Origin of the sequence: Dactylosporangium sp. McL0621, from assembly GCF_049995355.1 — a bacterium.
In the GTDB taxonomy this organism is placed as follows: Bacteria; Actinomycetota; Actinomycetes; order Mycobacteriales; family Micromonosporaceae; genus Dactylosporangium.
Window position 1 is genome coordinate 5734673 of record NZ_CP188259.1, and the last position, 17514, is coordinate 5752186.

General features: G+C 72.5%; 16 protein-coding genes and 1 pseudogene. 15 read left to right on the forward strand and 2 right to left on the reverse strand.

Annotated features, from left to right (window positions below; all coding sequences use genetic code 11):
• Positions 1-43 precede the first annotated feature (43 nt).
• The 3 genes and pseudogenes from ACPPVO_RS27070 to ACPPVO_RS27080 all read left to right on the forward strand — a co-directional run bounded on the left by ACPPVO_RS27070 (position 44) and on the right by ACPPVO_RS27080 (position 5369).
• Positions 44-1038, forward strand: a pseudogene (locus ACPPVO_RS27070) (alpha-ketoacid dehydrogenase subunit beta).
• Positions 1031-2527: a dihydrolipoamide acetyltransferase family protein gene (locus tag ACPPVO_RS27075; protein WP_426513958.1), complete on the forward strand. Its 1497-nt coding sequence runs from the start codon at positions 1031-1033 to the stop codon at positions 2525-2527. Before ACPPVO_RS27070 ends, ACPPVO_RS27075 begins: the two are co-directional and overlap by 8 nt.
• Before the next feature lie 430 nt (positions 2528-2957).
• Positions 2958-5369, forward strand: a complete 2412-nt coding sequence (locus ACPPVO_RS27080; protein ID WP_426513959.1) for a GcvT family protein — start codon at positions 2958-2960, stop codon at positions 5367-5369.
• 18 nt (positions 5370-5387) lie between these two features.
• On the opposite strand, the gene ACPPVO_RS27085 is transcribed toward ACPPVO_RS27080, so the two are convergent.
• Positions 5388-5633, reverse strand: coding sequence for a hypothetical protein (locus tag ACPPVO_RS27085; RefSeq protein ID WP_426513960.1), 246 nt, complete (start codon positions 5631-5633; stop codon positions 5388-5390).
• 306 nt (positions 5634-5939) lie between these two features.
• Between ACPPVO_RS27085 and ACPPVO_RS27090 the strand changes: the two genes are divergently transcribed.
• The 4 genes from ACPPVO_RS27090 to ACPPVO_RS27105 are packed head-to-tail and all read left to right on the forward strand — an operon-like array spanning position 5940 to position 9086.
• On the forward strand, positions 5940-6359 hold the full coding sequence (locus ACPPVO_RS27090) for a TOBE domain-containing protein (RefSeq protein WP_426514699.1): 420 nt from the start codon (positions 5940-5942) through the stop codon (positions 6357-6359).
• Positions 6356-7177: a molybdate ABC transporter substrate-binding protein gene (modA, locus tag ACPPVO_RS27095; protein WP_426513961.1), complete on the forward strand. Its 822-nt coding sequence runs from the start codon at positions 6356-6358 to the stop codon at positions 7175-7177. The genes ACPPVO_RS27090 and modA overlap by 4 nt, the downstream gene beginning before the upstream one ends.
• Complete coding sequence (locus ACPPVO_RS27100; RefSeq protein ID WP_426513962.1) at positions 7174-8016, forward strand: ABC transporter permease; 843 nt, start codon at positions 7174-7176, stop codon at positions 8014-8016. The genes modA and ACPPVO_RS27100 overlap by 4 nt, the downstream gene beginning before the upstream one ends.
• 20 nt (positions 8017-8036) lie before the next feature.
• Positions 8037-9086, forward strand: coding sequence for an ABC transporter ATP-binding protein (locus ACPPVO_RS27105; RefSeq protein WP_426514700.1), 1050 nt, complete (start codon positions 8037-8039; stop codon positions 9084-9086).
• Between the two features lie 6 nt (positions 9087-9092).
• Here ACPPVO_RS27105 and ACPPVO_RS27110 read toward each other — a convergent pair whose 3' ends face one another.
• Positions 9093-9293: a TOBE domain-containing protein gene (locus ACPPVO_RS27110; protein ID WP_426513963.1), complete on the reverse strand. Its 201-nt coding sequence runs from the start codon at positions 9291-9293 to the stop codon at positions 9093-9095.
• A gap of 119 nt (positions 9294-9412) precedes the next feature.
• On the opposite strand from ACPPVO_RS27110, the gene ACPPVO_RS27115 reads away from it, so the two are divergent.
• The 8 genes from ACPPVO_RS27115 to ACPPVO_RS27150 all read left to right on the forward strand — a co-directional run bounded on the left by ACPPVO_RS27115 (position 9413) and on the right by ACPPVO_RS27150 (position 17484).
• Positions 9413-10360, forward strand: coding sequence for an ATP-binding cassette domain-containing protein (locus ACPPVO_RS27115; protein ID WP_426513964.1), 948 nt, complete (start codon positions 9413-9415; stop codon positions 10358-10360).
• An 87-nt stretch (positions 10361-10447) separates the two neighbouring features.
• Positions 10448-11161 (forward strand): GntR family transcriptional regulator, encoded by a 714-nt coding sequence (locus tag ACPPVO_RS27120; protein ID WP_426513965.1) that lies wholly within the window; start codon positions 10448-10450, stop codon positions 11159-11161.
• Complete coding sequence (locus tag ACPPVO_RS27125; protein ID WP_426513966.1) at positions 11158-12042, forward strand: carbohydrate ABC transporter permease; 885 nt, start codon at positions 11158-11160, stop codon at positions 12040-12042. The genes ACPPVO_RS27120 and ACPPVO_RS27125 overlap by 4 nt, the downstream gene beginning before the upstream one ends.
• Positions 12039-12863: a carbohydrate ABC transporter permease gene (locus ACPPVO_RS27130; RefSeq protein WP_426513967.1), complete on the forward strand. Its 825-nt coding sequence runs from the start codon at positions 12039-12041 to the stop codon at positions 12861-12863. The genes ACPPVO_RS27125 and ACPPVO_RS27130 overlap by 4 nt, the downstream gene beginning before the upstream one ends.
• A 26-nt stretch (positions 12864-12889) precedes the next feature.
• Complete coding sequence (locus tag ACPPVO_RS27135; protein WP_426513968.1) at positions 12890-14170, forward strand: ABC transporter substrate-binding protein; 1281 nt, start codon at positions 12890-12892, stop codon at positions 14168-14170.
• 8 nt (positions 14171-14178) lie between these two features.
• Complete coding sequence (locus ACPPVO_RS27140) at positions 14179-15345, forward strand: mandelate racemase/muconate lactonizing enzyme family protein (RefSeq protein WP_360395182.1); 1167 nt, start codon at positions 14179-14181, stop codon at positions 15343-15345.
• Positions 15338-16066, forward strand: a complete 729-nt coding sequence (locus ACPPVO_RS27145; protein ID WP_426513969.1) for an SDR family NAD(P)-dependent oxidoreductase — start codon at positions 15338-15340, stop codon at positions 16064-16066. The genes ACPPVO_RS27140 and ACPPVO_RS27145 overlap by 8 nt, the downstream gene beginning before the upstream one ends.
• Positions 16057-17484 carry a hypothetical protein gene (locus ACPPVO_RS27150; protein WP_426513970.1) on the forward strand — a complete coding sequence of 476 codons (1428 nt, stop codon included), beginning with the start codon at positions 16057-16059 and terminating at the stop codon, positions 17482-17484. The genes ACPPVO_RS27145 and ACPPVO_RS27150 overlap by 10 nt, the downstream gene beginning before the upstream one ends.
• Positions 17485-17514 lie beyond the last annotated feature (30 nt).

Here is a 17514-nt window from a genome sequence, read left to right on the forward strand (position 1 = left end):
GGAGGTCGTGCGGCCGGAGCGAAGCGGAGGCCGCATGACCAGCATGGTGGAGCGGCCGACCACGGTCAGCCTGGCCGGGGCGCTCAACGCCGCCCTGGCCGACGCGCTCGCCGACGACCCGCGGGTGCTCGTGTTCGGCGAGGACGTGGGCCCCCTCGGCGGCGTCTTCCGCGTCACCGACGGGCTCGCGGCCAAGTTCGGCGACGGCCGGGTGTTCGACACCCCGCTGGCCGAGTCCGGGATCGTCGGCACCGCGATCGGCATGGCGATGAACGGCCTGGTGCCCGTGGTCGAGATGCAGTTCGACGCGTTCGCGTACCCGGCCTTCGAGCAGATCACCAGCCACCTGGCGAAGCTGCGCAACCGGACCCGCGGCAAGGTGGGCCTGCCGATCGTCGTGCGAGTCCCGTACGGCGGCGGGATCGGCGGCGTCGAGCACCACTGCGACTCGTCCGAGGCGTACTACACGCACACCCCGGGCCTGCGGGTCGTCACGCCCGGCACGCCGTCGGACGCGTACCGGCTGCTGCGCCAGGCGATCGCCTGCCCCGACCCGGTCATCTTCCTGGAGCCCAAGCGGCGGTACTGGTCCAAGGAGACCGAGCCGCTCACCGTCGACGGCCCGGCGATCGACCGCGCCCTCGTGCGGCGCCCGGGCCGGACGTGACAGTCGTCGCCTACGGTGGCATGGTCGCCACCGCGCTCGAGGCGGCCGACGCGGCCGTCGCGGAGGGCTGGGACCTCGAGGTCATCGACCTGCGCAGCCTCTCGCCGTTCGACGACGCCACCGTCACCGCCTCCGTGCGCCGCACCGGCCGCGTCGTGGTCGTGCACGAGGCCGCACGGTTCGCCGGGTACGGCGCCGAGGTCGTCGCCCGCCTGCAGGAGCAGTGCTTCCACTACCTGCAGGCGCCGATCCTGCGCGTCACGGGGCTGGACATCCCGTACCCGCCGCCGCACCTCGAGCAGCACCACCTGCCCAACCCCGACCGCATCCTCGACGCCGTCGCCAAGCTGCAGTGGGACGACCATGCCTGACTTTCTCCTGCCCGACCTCGGCGAGGGCCTCACCGAGGCCGAGGTGCTCACCTGGATGGTCCGCGTCGGCGACACCGTGCGCGTCGACCAGCCCGTCGTCGAGGTCGAGACGGCCAAGGCGGCGGTCGAGGTGCCGGTTCCCTTCGCCGGTACCGTCACCGCTCTGCACGCCCCGCCGGGCACCGTGGTCCGTGTCGGCGCGCCGCTGATCACGGTCGAGCCGGTCGAGGGCCTCCAGGAGCCGGGCGTCGTCAGCGGCAACGTGCTCATCGGCTACGGCACCACGACCGAGACCCGCCGCAACCGCCGCGGCCCCCGCCGGGCCCAGACCGTGCCGCACGGCGGTGGGTCTGTGCCGCACGGCGACGGGTCTGTACCGCACGGCGGCGGGTCTGTGCCGCACGGCGACGGGTCTGTACCGCACGGCGACGGGTCTGTACCGCACGGCGTTGGGCCTGTGCCGCACGGCGTTGGGCCTGTGCCGCACGGCGGCGGGTCTGTGCCGCACGGCGTTGGGCCTGTGCCGCACGGCGACGGGTCTGTGCCGCACGGCGTTGGGCCTGTGCCGCACGGCGTTGGGTCTGTGCCGCACGGCGACGGGTCTGTGCCGCACGGCGTTGGGCCTGTGCCGCACGGCGTTGGGCCTGTGCCGCACGGCGGCGGTCCCGTGCGGGTCATCTCGCCCCTGGTCCGGCGGATCGCGCGCGAGGGCGGGCTCGACCTGCGGACCGTTGTCGGCACCGGCCCCGAGGGGCTGATCCGCCGCGCCGACGTCGAGAAGGCCCTGGTGCCCACCGAGCCGGGGGAGACCCGCATCCCGCTCAAGGGCGTGCGCGGCGCCGTGGCCGAGAAGCTCAGCCGGTCGCGCCGCGAGATCCCCGAGGCCACCGTGTGGGTCGACGTCGACGCCACCGAGTTCCTCGCGGCCCGCGCCGCGCTCAACGCGGCCGCGCCGGAGCGGCCGGTCAGCCTGCTCGCGCTGCTGTCCCGGTTCGCGCTGCTGGGCCTGGCCCGCCACCCCGAGCTCAACGCCCGCGTCGAGCGGGACGAGATCGTCATACCGCAGCACGTACACCTGGGATTTGCCGCGCAGACGGACCGCGGCCTGGTCGTTCCCGTCGTCCGCGACGCCCACCGGATGCCGACCCGCGCCCTGTCGGCCGCCATCGCCGAGCGCACCGCGGCCGCCCGGGCCGGCACCCTCGCGCCGGCCGCGCTGACCGGCGGCACGTTCACCGTCAACAACTACGGTGTCTTCGGCGTCGACGGCTCCGCCGCGATCATCAACCACCCGGAGGTCGCGATCCTCGGCATCGGCCGGATCATCGACCGGCCGTGGGTGGTCGGCGGCGAGCTCACCGTGCGCAAGGTCAGCCAGCTCACCCTCGCGTTCGACCACCGGGCCTGCGACGGCGGCGCGGCGGGCGGCTTCCTGCGCTACATCGCCGACTGCGTCGAGTCCCCGCTGACGGCGCTCGGCGAGCTGTAGAGCGTTCGTGGCGCCGCGGGGCTGAGCGGCGAGCTGTAGGGCGTTCGTGGCGCCGCGGGGCTGAGCGGCGAGCTGTAGGGCGTTCGTGGCGCGGCGGGGCTGAGCGGCGATCTGTAGGGCGTTCGTGGCGCGGCGGGGTTGAGCGGCGATCTGTAGGGCGTTCGTGGCGCGGCGGGGCTGAGCGGCGATCTGTAGGGCGTTCGTGGCGCGGCGGGGTTGAGCGGCGAGCTGTAGGGCGTTCGTGGCGCGGCGGGGTTGAGCGGCGAGCTGTAGGGCGTTCGTGGCGCGGCGGGGTTGAGCGGCGATCTGTAGGGCGTTCGTGGCGCGGCGGGGCTGAGCGGCGATCTGTAGGGCGTTCGTGGCGCGGCGGGGCTGAGCGGCGACCTGTAGATCCTTTTGCGGTGGCGACGGCGCTGCTAGCGTCGCGGGCATGAGCAGCGCCCTGCCGGACCGGGCTCGCGTCGTCGTCATCGGCGGTGGCGTCATCGGGGCCAGCGTCGCCTACCACCTGGCCAAGCTCGGCTGGACCGACCTGGTCCTCGTCGAGCAGGGGCGGCTGTCCAGCGGCACCACCTGGCACGCGGCCGGCCTCGTCGGGCAGCTGCGCGCGACCGAGAGCGGCACCCGGCTCGTGCAGTACTCCGCGCAGCTGTACGGCGAGTTGGAGGCCGAGACCGGGCTCGGTACCGGCTTCAAGCGGTGCGGCGGCGTCACCGTCGCCCGCACCCCCGACCGGATGGTCCAGCTCGAGCGCACCGCCGCGTCCGCCGCCGCCTACGACCTCGAGTGCGAGCTCATCGGCCCCGTGCGGGCCCGGGACCTGTACCCGATCCTGGCCACCGAGGACCTCGTCGGGGCGATCTGGCTGCCGGGCGACGGTACCGCCAACCCCACCGACGTCACGAACTCCCTCGCGAAGGGCGCCCGCGACCGCGGCGCGCGGATCGTGCAGGGCGTGCGCGTGCTCGGCGTCGACGTGCGCGACGGTGCCGTCGCCGGGGTGCGCACCGACGCGGGCGACATCGAGGCCGAGATCGTCGTCAACTGCGCCGGGCAGTGGGCGAAGGCGGTCGGCGCGCTCGCCGGGGTCAACGTGCCGCTGCACTCGGCCGAGCACTTCTACGTGGTCACCGACGCGATCGCCGGCGTGCACCGGATGCTGCCGATCCTGCGCGACCCGGACGGGTACACCTATTTCAAGGAGGAGGTCGGCGGGCTCGTCGTCGGCGGGTTCGAGCCCGAGGCCAAGCCGTGGGTCGCGCCTGACCGGCTGCCGTACCCCTTCGAGTTCCAGCTCCTGCCCGAGGACTGGGACCACTTCGGCATCCTCATGGACAACGCGCAGCTGCGGATTCCGGCGCTGCGGGAGACCGGCATCAAGAAGTTCTACAACGGCCCGGAGAGCTTCACCCCGGACAACCAGTTCATCCTCGGCGAGGCGCCGGAGGTGCGGAACTTCTTCGTCGGCGCGGGCTTCAACTCGGTCGGCATCGCCTCGGCCGGCGGCGCCGGGCGGGCCCTCGCGGAGTGGATCGTGGCCGGCGAGCCGACCAGCGACCTGTCCAGTGTGGACATCCGCCGGTTCGCGCCGTTCCACGGCAACAACCAGTGGCTGCACGACCGGGTCGCCGAGGTGCTCGGGCTGCACTACGAGGTGCCGTGGCCCAACCGCGAGCTGACGTCCGCCCGGCCGTTCCGGCGCTCCCCGGCCCACCACCTGCAGGCGGCCGCGGGCGCCGCCTTCGGCTCGAAGATGGGCTGGGAGCGCGTGAACGTGTTCGCGCCCGCGGGCGTGACGCCTTCGCTGGAGTACACCTGGGGCAAACCGAACTGGCTCGCGTGGTCGGCCGCCGAGCAGCGCGCGACCCGGGAGGCGGCGGCGCTGTTCGACCAGACGTCCTTCGGCAAGCTGCTCATCGCCGGCCGCGACGCCGAGGAGCTGCTGCAGTGGCTGTGCACCGCCGACGTCGCGGTGCCGACCGGCCGTGCGGTGTACACCGGCCTGCTCAACGCCCGCGGCGGCTACGAGTCCGACGTGACCGTCACCCGGCTGGCGCGCGACGAGTACCTGCTGGTGACCAGCTCCGGCTCGGTGGAGCGCGACCGCGACTGGATCCGCCGGCACACGGGCGAGCGGCACGTCACCGCCACCGACGTCACCTCCGCCTACGCCGTCTACGGGGTGATGGGGCCGCGGTCGCGCGAGCTGCTCCGGTCGCTGACGCGGGCCGACCTGTCCGACGCCGCGTTCCCGTTCGCGACCAGCCGGGAGATCGACCTCGGGCACGCCACTGTGCGCGCGACCCGCATCACCTACGTCGGCGAGCTGGGCTGGGAGCTGTACGTCCCGGCCGAGTTCGCCGCCGGCGTCTACGAGCGGCTGCTGGAGACCGGCATCGCGCCGGCCGGCTACTACACGATCAACTCGCTGCGCCTGGAGAAGGGGTACCGCGCCTGGGGCCCCGACCTGAACCCGGACACGAACCCGGTCGAGGCGGGGCTGCTGTTCGCCTGCAAGCTGCGCTCGGACACCCCGTTCCTGGGCCGCGCCGCCGTCGAACGGGCCAAGGCCGAGGGCCCGGCCCGCCGCCTGGTCTCCCTCGTCGCCGGCGACCCGGACGTCATGATGTGGGGCGGCGAACTGGTCCGGCGCGACGGGCGCCCGGTCGGCCAGGTCACCTCGGCGGCCTGGGGCGAGACGCTTGGCGCGTGCGTGGCCCTGGCGTACGTCACGGCCTGGGAGGGCGGCGCCTTCGAGATCAACGTCGGCGGCCGGCTCGTGCCCGCGACGGTACACCGGCGCCCGCCCTTCGACCCGGCGGGAGAGCGGATCAAGGTCTAGCGCGGCCCCGCCGGCCGGTCACCGGCGGACGGCGACGGCGTGGAAGCGGTGCGGCGGGTCGTCGTAGCTGACGAGCCGCCAGCCGGTGCGGCCGGTGACGGAGCGCAGCACCGGCTCGGCGAGCGGCTCGTCGGGGCGCAGGGTGCGGCCGTGGCGGGCGGCGTGCGGACCCAGACGGTCAGGTCCCAGGAGCCGGACGGGAGCCGGTCGCGCCAGCGGCCCCCGTCGGCGATGACCACGCGGCCGGCGGAGCGGACCGCCCATCCGTCGTCCTCGGCGACGCCCGCGGCCGCGGTGAGCCGGACGCAGTGCCGGTCGGCGGCGTGCAGCCGCTCCGCGAGCCGGTCGGCCAGCAGCGCAAGCGGCGCTGTCAGTGCCGTCGACCACGACCCGCGCGGCCCGTTCGAGCAGCGCGGCGGCGAGATGGTCGAGCACCGTGGCCCACCGCCGATCCTGCTCGGCCATGTAGCCATGATGCAGATGCGGCGGCTGTTCCGCCTAAACCATGCCGAGGATGCGGTCCGATCGGTGGGTAGAAGGCCGCAAGTGCGGCGCGGTACGGTGATGGCCGTGACGGTCTTTCGGATCGGCGAGGCGGCCGAACTGCTCGGGGTGAGCGTGGACACCGTGCGGCGGTGGGTCGACGCCGGCCGGCTCCAGGCGGGCCGCGACGAGCACGGCCACCGCACGATCGACGGCGTCGAGCTCGCCGGTTTCGTCCGCACCCAGGGCGTGGAGCCCGACGGGCGGTCCGAGACGTCGGCGCGCAACCGGCTGCGGGGAATCGTCACCGCGGTGGTGAAGGACACGGTCATGGCCCAGGTCGACATCCAGGCCGGGCCGTTCCGGCTGGTGTCGCTGATGAGCCGGGAGGCCGTCGACGAGCTCGATCTGCAGGTCGGGTCGGTCGCGGTGGCAGTGATCAAGTCGACCACGGTGGTGGTGGAGCGGTCCACCCCGGCCGTGGCACATAGAGGGAGGACCACGTGAGACTGCACCGCGCGCGCACCACGCTCGCCGCTGTCGCGGCGGCGGCGGCGCTGACCGTGACCGGCTGCGGCAGCGACAAGACCGACACCCCCGCCGCCGGGACCGGGACCACGGGCGCCACGAGTGCCGCCGCGCCGAGCGTGACCGGCACCGTGAACGTGTTCGCGGCGGCGTCGCTGACCGAGACGTTCACCAAGCTCGGCAAGGACTTCGAGGCCGCGAACCCGGGCGCGACGGTGAAGTTCAACTTCGGCGGCAGCTCCACCCTCGCCACCCAGATCAACCAGGGCGCCCCGGCGGACGTGTTCGCCTCCGCGGCGCCGGCGAACATGAAGACCGTCACCGACGCCGGCAACGGCGACGGCACCCCGACGACGTTCGTGAAGAACCAGCTCGTGATCGCCGTGCCGAAGGGCAACCCGAAGGCGGTCAAGGGCCTGGCCGACCTGACCAAGCCCGGGGTCAAGGTGGCGCTGTGCGCCGAGGCGGTCCCGTGCGGCGCGGCGGCGAAGAAGGCGCTCGGCGCCGCCGGCGTGAAGCTGACCCCGGTCACGCTCGAGCAGGACGTCAAGGCGGCCCTGTCGAAGGTGAGGCTCGGCGAGGTCGATGCCGCGCTCGTGTACCGCACCGACGCCAAGGTCGCCACCGCGGACGTCGAGGGCATCGAGTTCCCGGAGTCGGCGGGGGCGATCAACGAGTACCCGATCGTCGCGCTCAAGGCGGCCAAGAATGCGGCCGGGGCGAAGGCGTTCATCGCGTACGTGCTGTCGGACAAGGGCAAGACGGTCCTGACCGAGGCCGGCTTCCAGGCCCCGTGACCACGGACGACGAGCCGGGACGGCGCGACACCGCGCTGCCCCGCCGCGCTGCCCCGGGCCGGCAGGCGCCGCTCGGCCTGTTGCTGCCCGCCGCACTCGGCCTGGCGTTCCTGGTCCTGCCGCTGGCCGGGCTGCTGATCCGGGCGCCGTGGAGCACGCTGCCCCAGCGGCTCGCCACCCCCGGGCTGCTGACCGCGCTGTGGCTGTCCCTGCAGTGCGCGACCCTCGCCACGGTGCTGTGCCTCCTGCTGGGCGTACCGCTGGCGTGGCTGCTCGCCCGGGTCGAGTTCCCGGGCCGGCGGCTGGTCCGGGCGTTCGTCACCGTCCCGCTGGTGCTGCCGCCGGTCGTCGGCGGGGTGGCGCTGCTGCTCGTGTTCGGCCGCCGGGGCCTGCTCGGCGAGTGGCTCGACACGACGTTCGGGTTCACGCTGCCGTTCACCACCACCGGCGTCGTCGTGGCCGAGGCGTTCGTGGCGATGCCGTTCCTCATCATCGCCGTCGAGGGGGCGCTGCGCGGCGCCGACCGCCGCTACGAGGAGGCCGCGGCCACGCTCGGCGCCGGGCGCTGGACCACGTTCACCCACGTGACCCTGCCGCTGGTCGCGCCCGGGGTCGCCGCCGGGGCGATCCTGTGCTGGGCCCGCGCGCTCGGCGAGTTCGGCGCCACGATCACGTTCGCCGGGAACTATCCCGGCATCACCCAGACCATGCCCCTCGCCGTGTACCAGACCCTCGAGAGCGGCGACCTGGACGCCGCCATCGTGCTCAGCCTCATCCTGCTCACCGTCTCCGTGGCCATCCTCGCCGGGCTGCGCGACCGCTGGATCGGCAGCACGTGACGGGCCACTCCGACCCGGCGATGCTCGACGCGCACCTGGTCGTCGACCGGGGCACGTTCCGCCTGGACATCGCGCTGACCATCGCCGCCGGGGAGGTCGTCGCCCTGCTCGGCCCGAACGGGGCCGGCAAGACCACCGCCCTGCGCGCCCTCGCCGGCCTGCAACCGCTCACCGGCGGCCACCTCACCCTCGCCGGCGCCGACCTGGACCGGCCCGCCCGCCGGGTGTGGACGCCGCCGGAGCGCCGCCCGATCGGCGTGGTGTTCCAGGACTACCTGCTCTTTCCGCACCTGACCGCCGCCGACAACGTCGCGTTCGGCCCCCGCCGGCGCGGCGCCGACCGGCGCACCGCCCACGCCACCGCCGAGGCGTGGCTGACCCGGGTCGGGCTCGCCGACTACGGCCGCCGCCGACCCCGGCAACTGTCCGGCGGCCAGGCCCAGCGGGTCGCGCTGGCCCGGGCCCTGGCCGTGGACCCGACCCTGCTGCTGCTCGACGAACCCCTCGCCGCGCTCGACGCCCGCACCCGCCTGGACACCCGGGCCGAGCTGCACCGGCACCTGGCCGCCCACCCGGGCGCCACGCTGCTGGTGACCCACGACCCGCTCGACGCGCTCGTCCTGGCCGACCGGCTCGTCATCGTGGAGGACGGCCACGTCGTGCAGGAGGGCGACGCCGCCACCGTCACCGCCCGGCCGCGCACCGACTACGTCGCCCGGCTCGTCGGGCTCAACCTGTACCGCGGCCGCGCCGACGGCCACACCGTCCGGCTCGCCGACGGGTTCGCCCTCACCTGCGACGACCGGGTCGACGGCGACGCGTTCGTCGTGTTCCGCCCCGCCGCCGTCGCCCTGCACCCGAGCCGGCCCGACGGCAGCCCCCGCAACACGTGGCCGGCCACCATCACCGGCATCCAGCGGCACGGCGACAACCTGCGCGTCCAGCTGGACGGGCCGATCGCCGCGGCCGCCGACGTCACCCCGGCCGCCGCCGCGCACCTGCACCTGGCCCCGGGGGAGCAGGTGTGGGCCGCGGTCAAGGCGATCGAGACCCACGCCTACCCGGCCTGAACCGCTCTAGGGCAGCGCCACGCTGACCTCGGTCGCCTTCACCGGCACGACCACCCGGGCGCCGGCGGCGAGCCCGAGGTCCTCCGCCGCGTCCCCGGTCGCCGTCCGGCCCCCGTCCAGCGCCATGCTTCCCACGACCGCGCTCCCGGTGGCGCTCGCCGCCGTGACCGCCGCCGGTGTGCCCGGCGCCGTGGCGAAGGTCGTCACCGGCTGTCGGGTGCAGACGGGCAGCGAGGACGCGGTGCGGGGCCGGGCCGCGGCCGCCTTCTACACCAGGGACTGCGTGGCCGCGGTGGCCGGCGATCGCGGCGCTCACCGGCCCGGTCGTGGCGCTGCCGCTGCTGAGTGCGGTCGTGCTCGCCACGGCGGGCCTGGCGGTGGTACTGCTGCCGGCCCCCACCGGTCGACCTTGCATGCGTATCGAGATAGAACGGCTGACCAAGACGTACCGCGGCGGGGTGGCCGCCCTCGACGGCCTCGACCTCGTCGTGCCGACCGGCATGTTCGGGCTGCTCGGGGCCAACGGCGCCGGCAAGACCACGCTCATGCGCATCCTCGCCGGCATCGTGCGCCCGTCGTCGGGCCGCGTGACCGTGGGCGGGCACGACCTCGGCGGCGGGGCGGGGCGCACCGCGGTGCAGCGCGAGCTCGGCTACCTGCCGCAGGACCTCGGCGTATACCCGGACCTGACGGCCCGCCAGTTCCTGGACTACGTGGCGCTGCTCAAGGGCCTCGACGACCGTGCGGCCCGGCGCCGGCGGGTCGGCGAGCTGCTCGAGGTCGTGGCGCTGACCGAGCACGCCGACCGGCGGCTGCGCGGCTTCTCCGGCGGCATGCGCCAGCGGGTCGGCATCGCCCAGGCGCTGCTCGCCGACCCGCGGCTGCTCATCGTCGACGAGCCGACCGCGGGCCTCGACCCGGAGGAGCGGATCCGGTTCCGCACGCTGCTGTCGCAGTTCGCGGGCCGGCGCACGGTGCTGCTGAGCACGCACATCGTCGACGACATCGCGCAGACCTGCCGGGAGGTCGCGGTGCTGGCGAAGGGGCGGCTCATCTTCCGCGGCACGGTCGGCGACCTGACCCGGTGCGCCGAGGGCCGCGTGTGGTCGCTCGTCACCGACGGCCCGCCGCCCGCCGACGGCACCATCGTGTCCGCGATCCCGCAGGAGGGCGGCGTCCGGTACCGCATCGTCGCCCCCGTCGCCCCGAGCCCGCAGGCCCTGCCGGTGGAGCCGGGCCTCGAGGACGGCTACCTGGCGGTGACCGCCCGCTGAGCCTCTTGCGCCGCCCTGGATGCGGGTGCAACACTGCCTCGCATGCGATCGATAGTATACGACGATCGCCTGACCTGGGGAGATGGCGTGGATCGACTCGAGGGGTTCCAGACGAAGGCCGATGTCGTCTACGACCGCCTCCGCCGGGCCATCCTCTCCGGCGAGCTGCGCCCGGGCGCCCGCATCAACATCGACGCCCTGTCGCGCTCGCTCGGCATCAGCAAGATCCCGCTGCGCGAGGCGGTCCAGCGGCTCACCGGCCAGGGCCTCGTCGTGCAGCCCAACCCGCACGCCGGCGCCCACGTCGCGCCGCTGTCGCTGCGCGAGATGCGCGGGGTCTACCTGGCCCGTGGCGCGATGGAGGGCCTGGCCGCCCGGGTCGCCGCGACCACCATCGCCGACGCCGAGCTGGCCGAGCTGCAGGAGCTGCACGAGCAGATGCGCTTCCAGTTCGAGCGGGGGCGGCTCGGTCCGATGTCGGAGCTCAACCGGCGGTTCCATACCGGGATCGCCACCGCCACCCGGTACGCGACGCTGCGCGAGATGACCGATCTCGCGCTGCTGCGCGTGCAGCACTACCGCATCGGCGTGCGTGTCGACCCGGCCTGGGGCCAGGTCATGACCGAGCATGCGGCGATCCTCGACGCGCTGCGCCGCCGCGACCCGGACGACGCCGAGCGCGCCGCGCGTGACCACGTGGAGTGGCAGCTCGGCGTGGAGCTGCGGGCGCACCTCGACCCGGAGCTCATCGACCTCGACGACGACCACCCGAGCGTCGGCACCGGGGCGGTGGAGCCGTGAGCGCGCCCAGGGGCCTGTCCGACCGTACGTTCGGCTTCCTGCTGACCCTCCCGGCGCTCGCGCTGCTGGGCGCCGTGGTGCTCTACCCGCTCGCCGGGGCGCTGAGCACCAGCCTGTTCCGGCAGAGCCTGGTGCTCCCGGGCCGTTCGTTCGTCGGCCTGGGGAACTTCCGGGACGTGCTGGCGCAGAACTTCTGGCCGGTACTGCAGAACACCCTGGTGTTCACGGTCGCCTCGACGGTCGTGCCGGTGGTCCTCGGCTTCGCTCTGGCCCTGGCGCTCAACTCGCGCATCCGCGGCCGTGCGGTGCTGCGCGGTCTGTTCCTGATGCCGTGGGTCATCCCGGGTGTCGTCGTGTCGTTCATCTGGCTTTGGATTTTCAATGCGAACTATGGGCTGCTCAATGGGTTACTGACGAGGCTGCATCTGGTGGATGAGCCGGTGTCGTGGTTGGGGCAGCCGGGTACGGCGATGGCGGCGATCGTGGTGGCGAAGTCGTGGGCGAGTTTCCCGTGGATCATGGTGATGTTGCTGGCGGGTCTGCAGACGGTGCCGGCGGCGTTGCATGAGGCGGCGGCGCTGGATGGTGCGGGTGCGGTGGCGCGGTTCTGGCATGTGACGTTGCCGCATCTGCGGGGGATTCTCGGGATTGTCGTGCTGCTCGAGGTGATCTGGAATGTGCAGCACTTCGACATGATCTATGTGCTCACGGGTGGTGGGCCGGCCGGCTCGACGACGACGTTCGCCGTCGCGGTGTACGACACCGCCTTCAAGGCCTTCGACCTCGGCCGGGCGAGCGCTCTCGGCGCCCTGTGGCTCCTGCTCATCCTCGGGCTGACCGTCGTCTACGTGCGGCTGGCCGAGCGGGGTGAGCGGGCGTGACCCGCCCGCGCCCCTGGCTCGCCGTGAGCACCGTCGCCGTCATCGGGGTGTTTGCGTTCGGCCCGGTCTACTGGGTCCTCGTCACGGCGTTGACGCCTACGCAGGAGGTGTTCCGGTTTCCGCCGCACTTCGTGCCCGACCACATCACGTTCGAGCACTTCGGGAACATCTTCCAAAATCCCAAGCTGCTGCGGTACCTGCTGAACTCGCTCATCGTCTCGGCGCTCACCGCGGTGCTCACCGTCATCGTGTCCGCCTACACCGGTTATTCGTTCGCGAAGTTCCGGTACCGCGGCCGCCGTTCGCTCATGTACCTCGTGCTGGCCTCGCAGATGTTTCCGCAGGCCCTGCTGCTCATCACGTTGTACCTCGTGTTCAGTCAGGCCGGTCTGCTCAACTCGTACCTGGCGCTGATTCTGTCCTTCACCACGTTCACGCTGCCGCTGTGCGTGTGGATGCTGAAGGGCTTCTTCGACACCATCCCCGATGAGCTCATCGAGGCGGCGAAGGTCGACGGGGCCGGGCAGGGTGCGATCATCCATCGCATTCTGCTGCCGGTCTCGCTGCCCGGCCTCGTCGCCACGGGACTGTTCGCGTTCATCCGCGGCTGGAACGACTTCATTTTCGCCCTGACGCTTGCCGGGCCTGACAAGCAGACGCTGCCGCCGGGTCTGGTGAATACGTTCCTCGGCGAGTTCGAGACGGCCTGGCCCGATCTCATGGCGGCCTCCCTCGTCGTGTCCCTCCCTGTCGTCATCGGCTTCACCGTTCTGCAGCGCTATCTCGTCGCCGGCCTGACCTCCGGCGCCGTGAAGGGCTGAACACCCCCTTTTCAGGAGTTGTCCCGATGCATATCACCCGCCGCACCTTCCTCGGCGCGATCGGTCTGACCACGCTCGCCGCCTGCGCCCCGTCCACCCAGGCCCCCACTCCCGCCGGCTCCGAAGGCCTCAAGGATGACGGGGTGAAGGAGTTTCCGTTCACGTCGTGGTCGTTCAACGAGGCGGTGACGAAGCAGCCGATGCAGGATGCGATCGATAAGTACAGTGCCGCGAATGCCGGTGTGAAGATCACGACGCCGTCGTATCCGTACAACGATTATCTGAATCAGTTGCTGTTGCAGGTGCAGGGTGGTCAGTTGAAGGGGGCGATCCAGCTCGATGTGGCGTGGCTGGCGACCCTGGCGGCGACGGGGAAGTTGGTGGATCTGCGGAGTGTGGTGGGCGGGCTGGATTATGCGCCGGCGGCGTTGGCGTTGGGGCAGTCGAACGGGGTGCAGTACGGGTTGCCGTGGACGTTCGCCGGGATCGGGCTGATCGCCAACAACGAGTTGCTGACGCGGGCGGGGGTGACGGCTCCGCCGAAGACGGTGGCCGAGTTCGAGGCGGCGTTGACGGCGGTGAAGGGGCTCGGGAACGGGATTGTGCCGTGGGCGGGTATGACGAAGGTGGATCAGCTCAAGGATGTCATTCCGTGGATGTGGGAGTTCGGGTCGCCGATTGTGCGGGACAACCGGATTGTGATCGGGGATGACGGCAGTGTTGAGGCGTTGACCTGGTACAAGAAGTTGTATGACCAGAAGCTGATCGCGGCGGATGTGAACCGGGTTGATGCGCGGGCGTTGATGTCGCAGGGGAAGACCGCGTTCTATGAGGATGCGATCGGTGGGAAGGCGACGGTGACGAAGTCGTCGCCGGACAAGGATCTTGCGGCGAAGTTGCAGCCGGTGGCGCGGCCGGTGAAGGCCGGTGGGGACAAGCCTCGGCATCTGGCCTGGGGTCAGGTGATCGCGGTGATGAACGGTGCGGGGGCGGCCGCGGCGGCGAATTTCGCGAAGACGGTCACCACCGATAAGGGGTATGCGGTGGACTGGTTCACCAGGACGGGGTTGCCGCCGACGACGAATGCGGGTTTGGCGGATACGGCGGTGAAGAACGACAAGTTCGCGACCGATTTCAGTGCGCAGATCGGTGCGAACTCCAGTGCCAGCCCGTTCTGGGGGTATCCGCAGTTCTCGCAGATGGAGAAGGTCCTCGCCGAGGAGGTGCAGTCGATCCTCATCGGCAAGAAGACGCCGAAGGACGCGCTCGCCTCGGCCCGCGACCGGATGAACGCCCTCATCAAGTAAGGGATCCCGTGAAGCTCACCATCGCCTCCGTCGAGGCCGTCGCCCTGTCCGCCCCGTTCGAGCGGGTCTACGGCAGCCGCGACGCGGTGCCCGACTGGCTGCTCACGCCCGCGTCCAGCCATCGGGTGCTGCCGCGGCTCGGGCAGTACACCACCCTCGTTCGTATCCGCACGACCGACGGGCTGGAGGGCATCGGGGAGGCCTACGGGCTGCCGGAGCCGCGCGTCACCGCGACAATCGTCGGCAGCGTGCTCGCGCCGATGCTGCTCGGGCGGGACGCCGGCGCTTCGGAGGCGCTGTGGGAGCTCATGTTCGGCGCGCAGGCCGGCGCCGGGCGCACCGGCGGCTTCTACCTGGAGGCGATCAGCGGCGTCGACCTGGCCCTGTGGGACCTGCGCGGCAAGGCCGCCGGGCTGCCGGTCCACCGGCTGCTCGGCGGCCCGGTCCGGGACCGGGTGCCGGTGTACGCCTCGCCGATCCCGTTCCTGCCGACCACCGCGGAGTCGGCCGAGCGGGCACTGTCCTTCGTGGACGCCGGCTTCCGGGCGGTGAAGCTCAAGCTGGGCCGGGGCGAGGCGACGGACCTGGCCCACGCCGGCGCGGTGGTCGAGGCGATGGCCGGCCGGGCCGCGCTGCACGTCGACCTCAACTGCGCCTACGACGTCAAGACGGCCGTGCGGCTCGGGCTCGCCCTGGAGCCGCTCGGCGTGCGCTGGCTGGAGGAGCCGCTGGCGACCGACGACGTGGCCGGGCTGGCCGAGGTCCGCGCGGCCGTGCACATCCCGGTGGTGACCGGCGAGAGCGAGTTCACCCGGTACGGCTACCGGGAGTTCCTGCTGCGGCGGGCCGTCGACGTGGTCATGCCGAACCTGGCCCGGGCCGGCGGGATCACCGAGGCCCGGCGCATCGCGGCGCTGTGCGACGCGTTCCACGTCGCCGTGTCCCCGCACGGTGTCGGGTCGGCGGTCGGGCTCGCGGCCGCCCTGCAGTTCGCCGCGGCCACGCCGAACGTGCCCATCTACGAGTACAACCGGCTGCCCAACCCCCTGCGCGACGACCTGCCGCTCGAGCGACCGTCCCTCGTGGATGGTGCGCTGGTCGTGCCGGACGGGCCCGGGCTCGGGGTCACGCTCGACGAGGACCTGATCGCCGAGTACGCGGTGTTCCGTGCCTGACCTGGTCGTGGTGACGGGCGCGGCCGGCGGCATCGGGTCGGCGGTCGCGGCCCGGCTCGCCGCCGACGGCTACCAGGTCCACGGCGTCGACCGCGCCGACGGCGACCTCACCACCGAGGAAGGCGTGCAGGCCGCGCTCGCCGATGCCGGCCTGGTGAAGGCCCTTGTTCATTGCGCCGGGATCACCGCCGGTGCCCCCGCGCACGAGACCACCCTCGAAGCCTGGCACCACGTCATGGACACCAACGTCACCTCCGCGTTCCTGTGCGCCCGCGCCGTCCTGCCCGCCATGATGGCCGCCGGCCACGGCGTCATCATCACCATCGGCTCCATCCACGCCACCCGCCACTTCCCCGCCCTGCCCGCCTACAGCGCATCCAAAGCCGCCCTCGCCGCCCTCACCCGCCAGCTCGCCGTCGACTACGCCCGCCACGGCATCCGCGCCGTCACCATCGCCCCCGCCTGGGTCCGCACCCCCGACACCGAAACCCGCCTCACCGACCCCGACGACCTCGCCCGCCTCACCGAAACCCAGCACCTCGGCACCCCCGACGACATCGCCGCCGCCGTCGCCTACGTCCTCACCGCCCCATATCTGACCGGCACCGAACTCGTCCTCGACGGCGGCGCCGGCGCGGCCCAGACCGCCGCCCTGCTCCGCCCCGGACCACGGGGCAAGCTCGGCCTGCCACCGCTCCAGGAGGGACCGCCATGCCTCTGACCCGACGCACCACCATCGGCCTCGCCGGCGCCGTCATCGGCGCCTCCGCCTTCGCCCGCCCCGCGAGCGCCGCCACCGCCGACTACGTCATCCGCCACGACCAGCCCCGCCAGACCATCCTCGGCCTCGGCGTGGAGATCCAGTCCGACTCGATCGGCTCGGGCAACAACGGCCTGCCCGCCGCGACCACCTCGGTGCCGCACGACCTGGTCGCGACCGAGCGCACCCGGATGTACCGCGACCTGCTGAAGATCCGCGACGACCGCGGCTTCCGCTATCTCCGCCTGGCGCTCGGGCTCTACCTGCGCGGCCTGGACGCGGCCCAGAAGCAGATCGTCGGCCGCTGGTCGACGCAGCTGAGCGAGCTGGCCGAGCTCGTCGCGCAGTCCGGGATCGAGGGCGTCTCGGCCGAGTACTGGTCGCCCGCGCCCGGCTGGAAGAGCAACGGCAGCTACGTCGGCGGCACCATCGCCTCCACCGACCCGGGCTGGCTCGACCAGTTCGGCGACGCGATCGTGCGCGACCTGCAGTACCTGCGCGACAACGGCGTGCCCGTCAAGATGTTCAGCCTGCAGAACGAGCCCAGCATCGCCGGGGTCGCCTACTCCTGCTGCGGGTACAGCAACGACCAGTACTACAAGGCGTTCAAGGCGGTCGCGCCCAAGGTCCGCGCGGCCTTCCCGGACGTCTTCATCCACGCCGACGCCGAGAACGGCCAGCGCGGCCGCGGCGGGGCGCTCATCCGGGCCGACGCCGCCGCACTGTCCTACGTGGACGGCTGGTCGTTCCACCGGATCGGCTCGGACAGCAACGACCAGCTGCAGAACAACTACACCAGCGACGCGGCCGGCAAGCCGGTGTTCTCCAACGAGTTCGAGTACCAGGTGCCGACCAGCGACTGGAAGATGGTGAACACCGCCCAGTCCATCATGAACTGGATGACGTTCCAGAACGCGCCGACCTGGTTCTGGCTGCACGCGCTCAAGCCGACGTACAACTCGGAGTCCTCGGGCTACTCGCTGGGCTACTGGCGCCCCTATGACGACGACGACTTCACGAAGTTCGCCGGCATCGCCAAGGGGCACTGGGACTACAACCCGCAGAACTTCAACGGCATCCACGGCTTCGTGAAGTACCTGCCGTGGAACTCGGTCCGCTACGCCGTCGACGAGGCGACGGTCCGCACCGACCAGCGGATCATGGCGTGGAAGACCCCGCAGGGCAAGCTCGTCTTCGCCTTCACCAACCGGGGCACGTCGACCGTCTCCTACACCGTGGACACCGGCTCGGCGCGGGCGTTCCAGGGCCAGCAGTACACGCCGGCGGCGCGCAACGCCAACCTGGCCGACAAGACCGGCCCGGTGCTGTCGCTGTCCCTGCCGCCTACGTCGGTCCAGTTCTGGATCGAGCGGCTGTGACGGCCGCGACGACGTCCTCGGGCAGCGGTC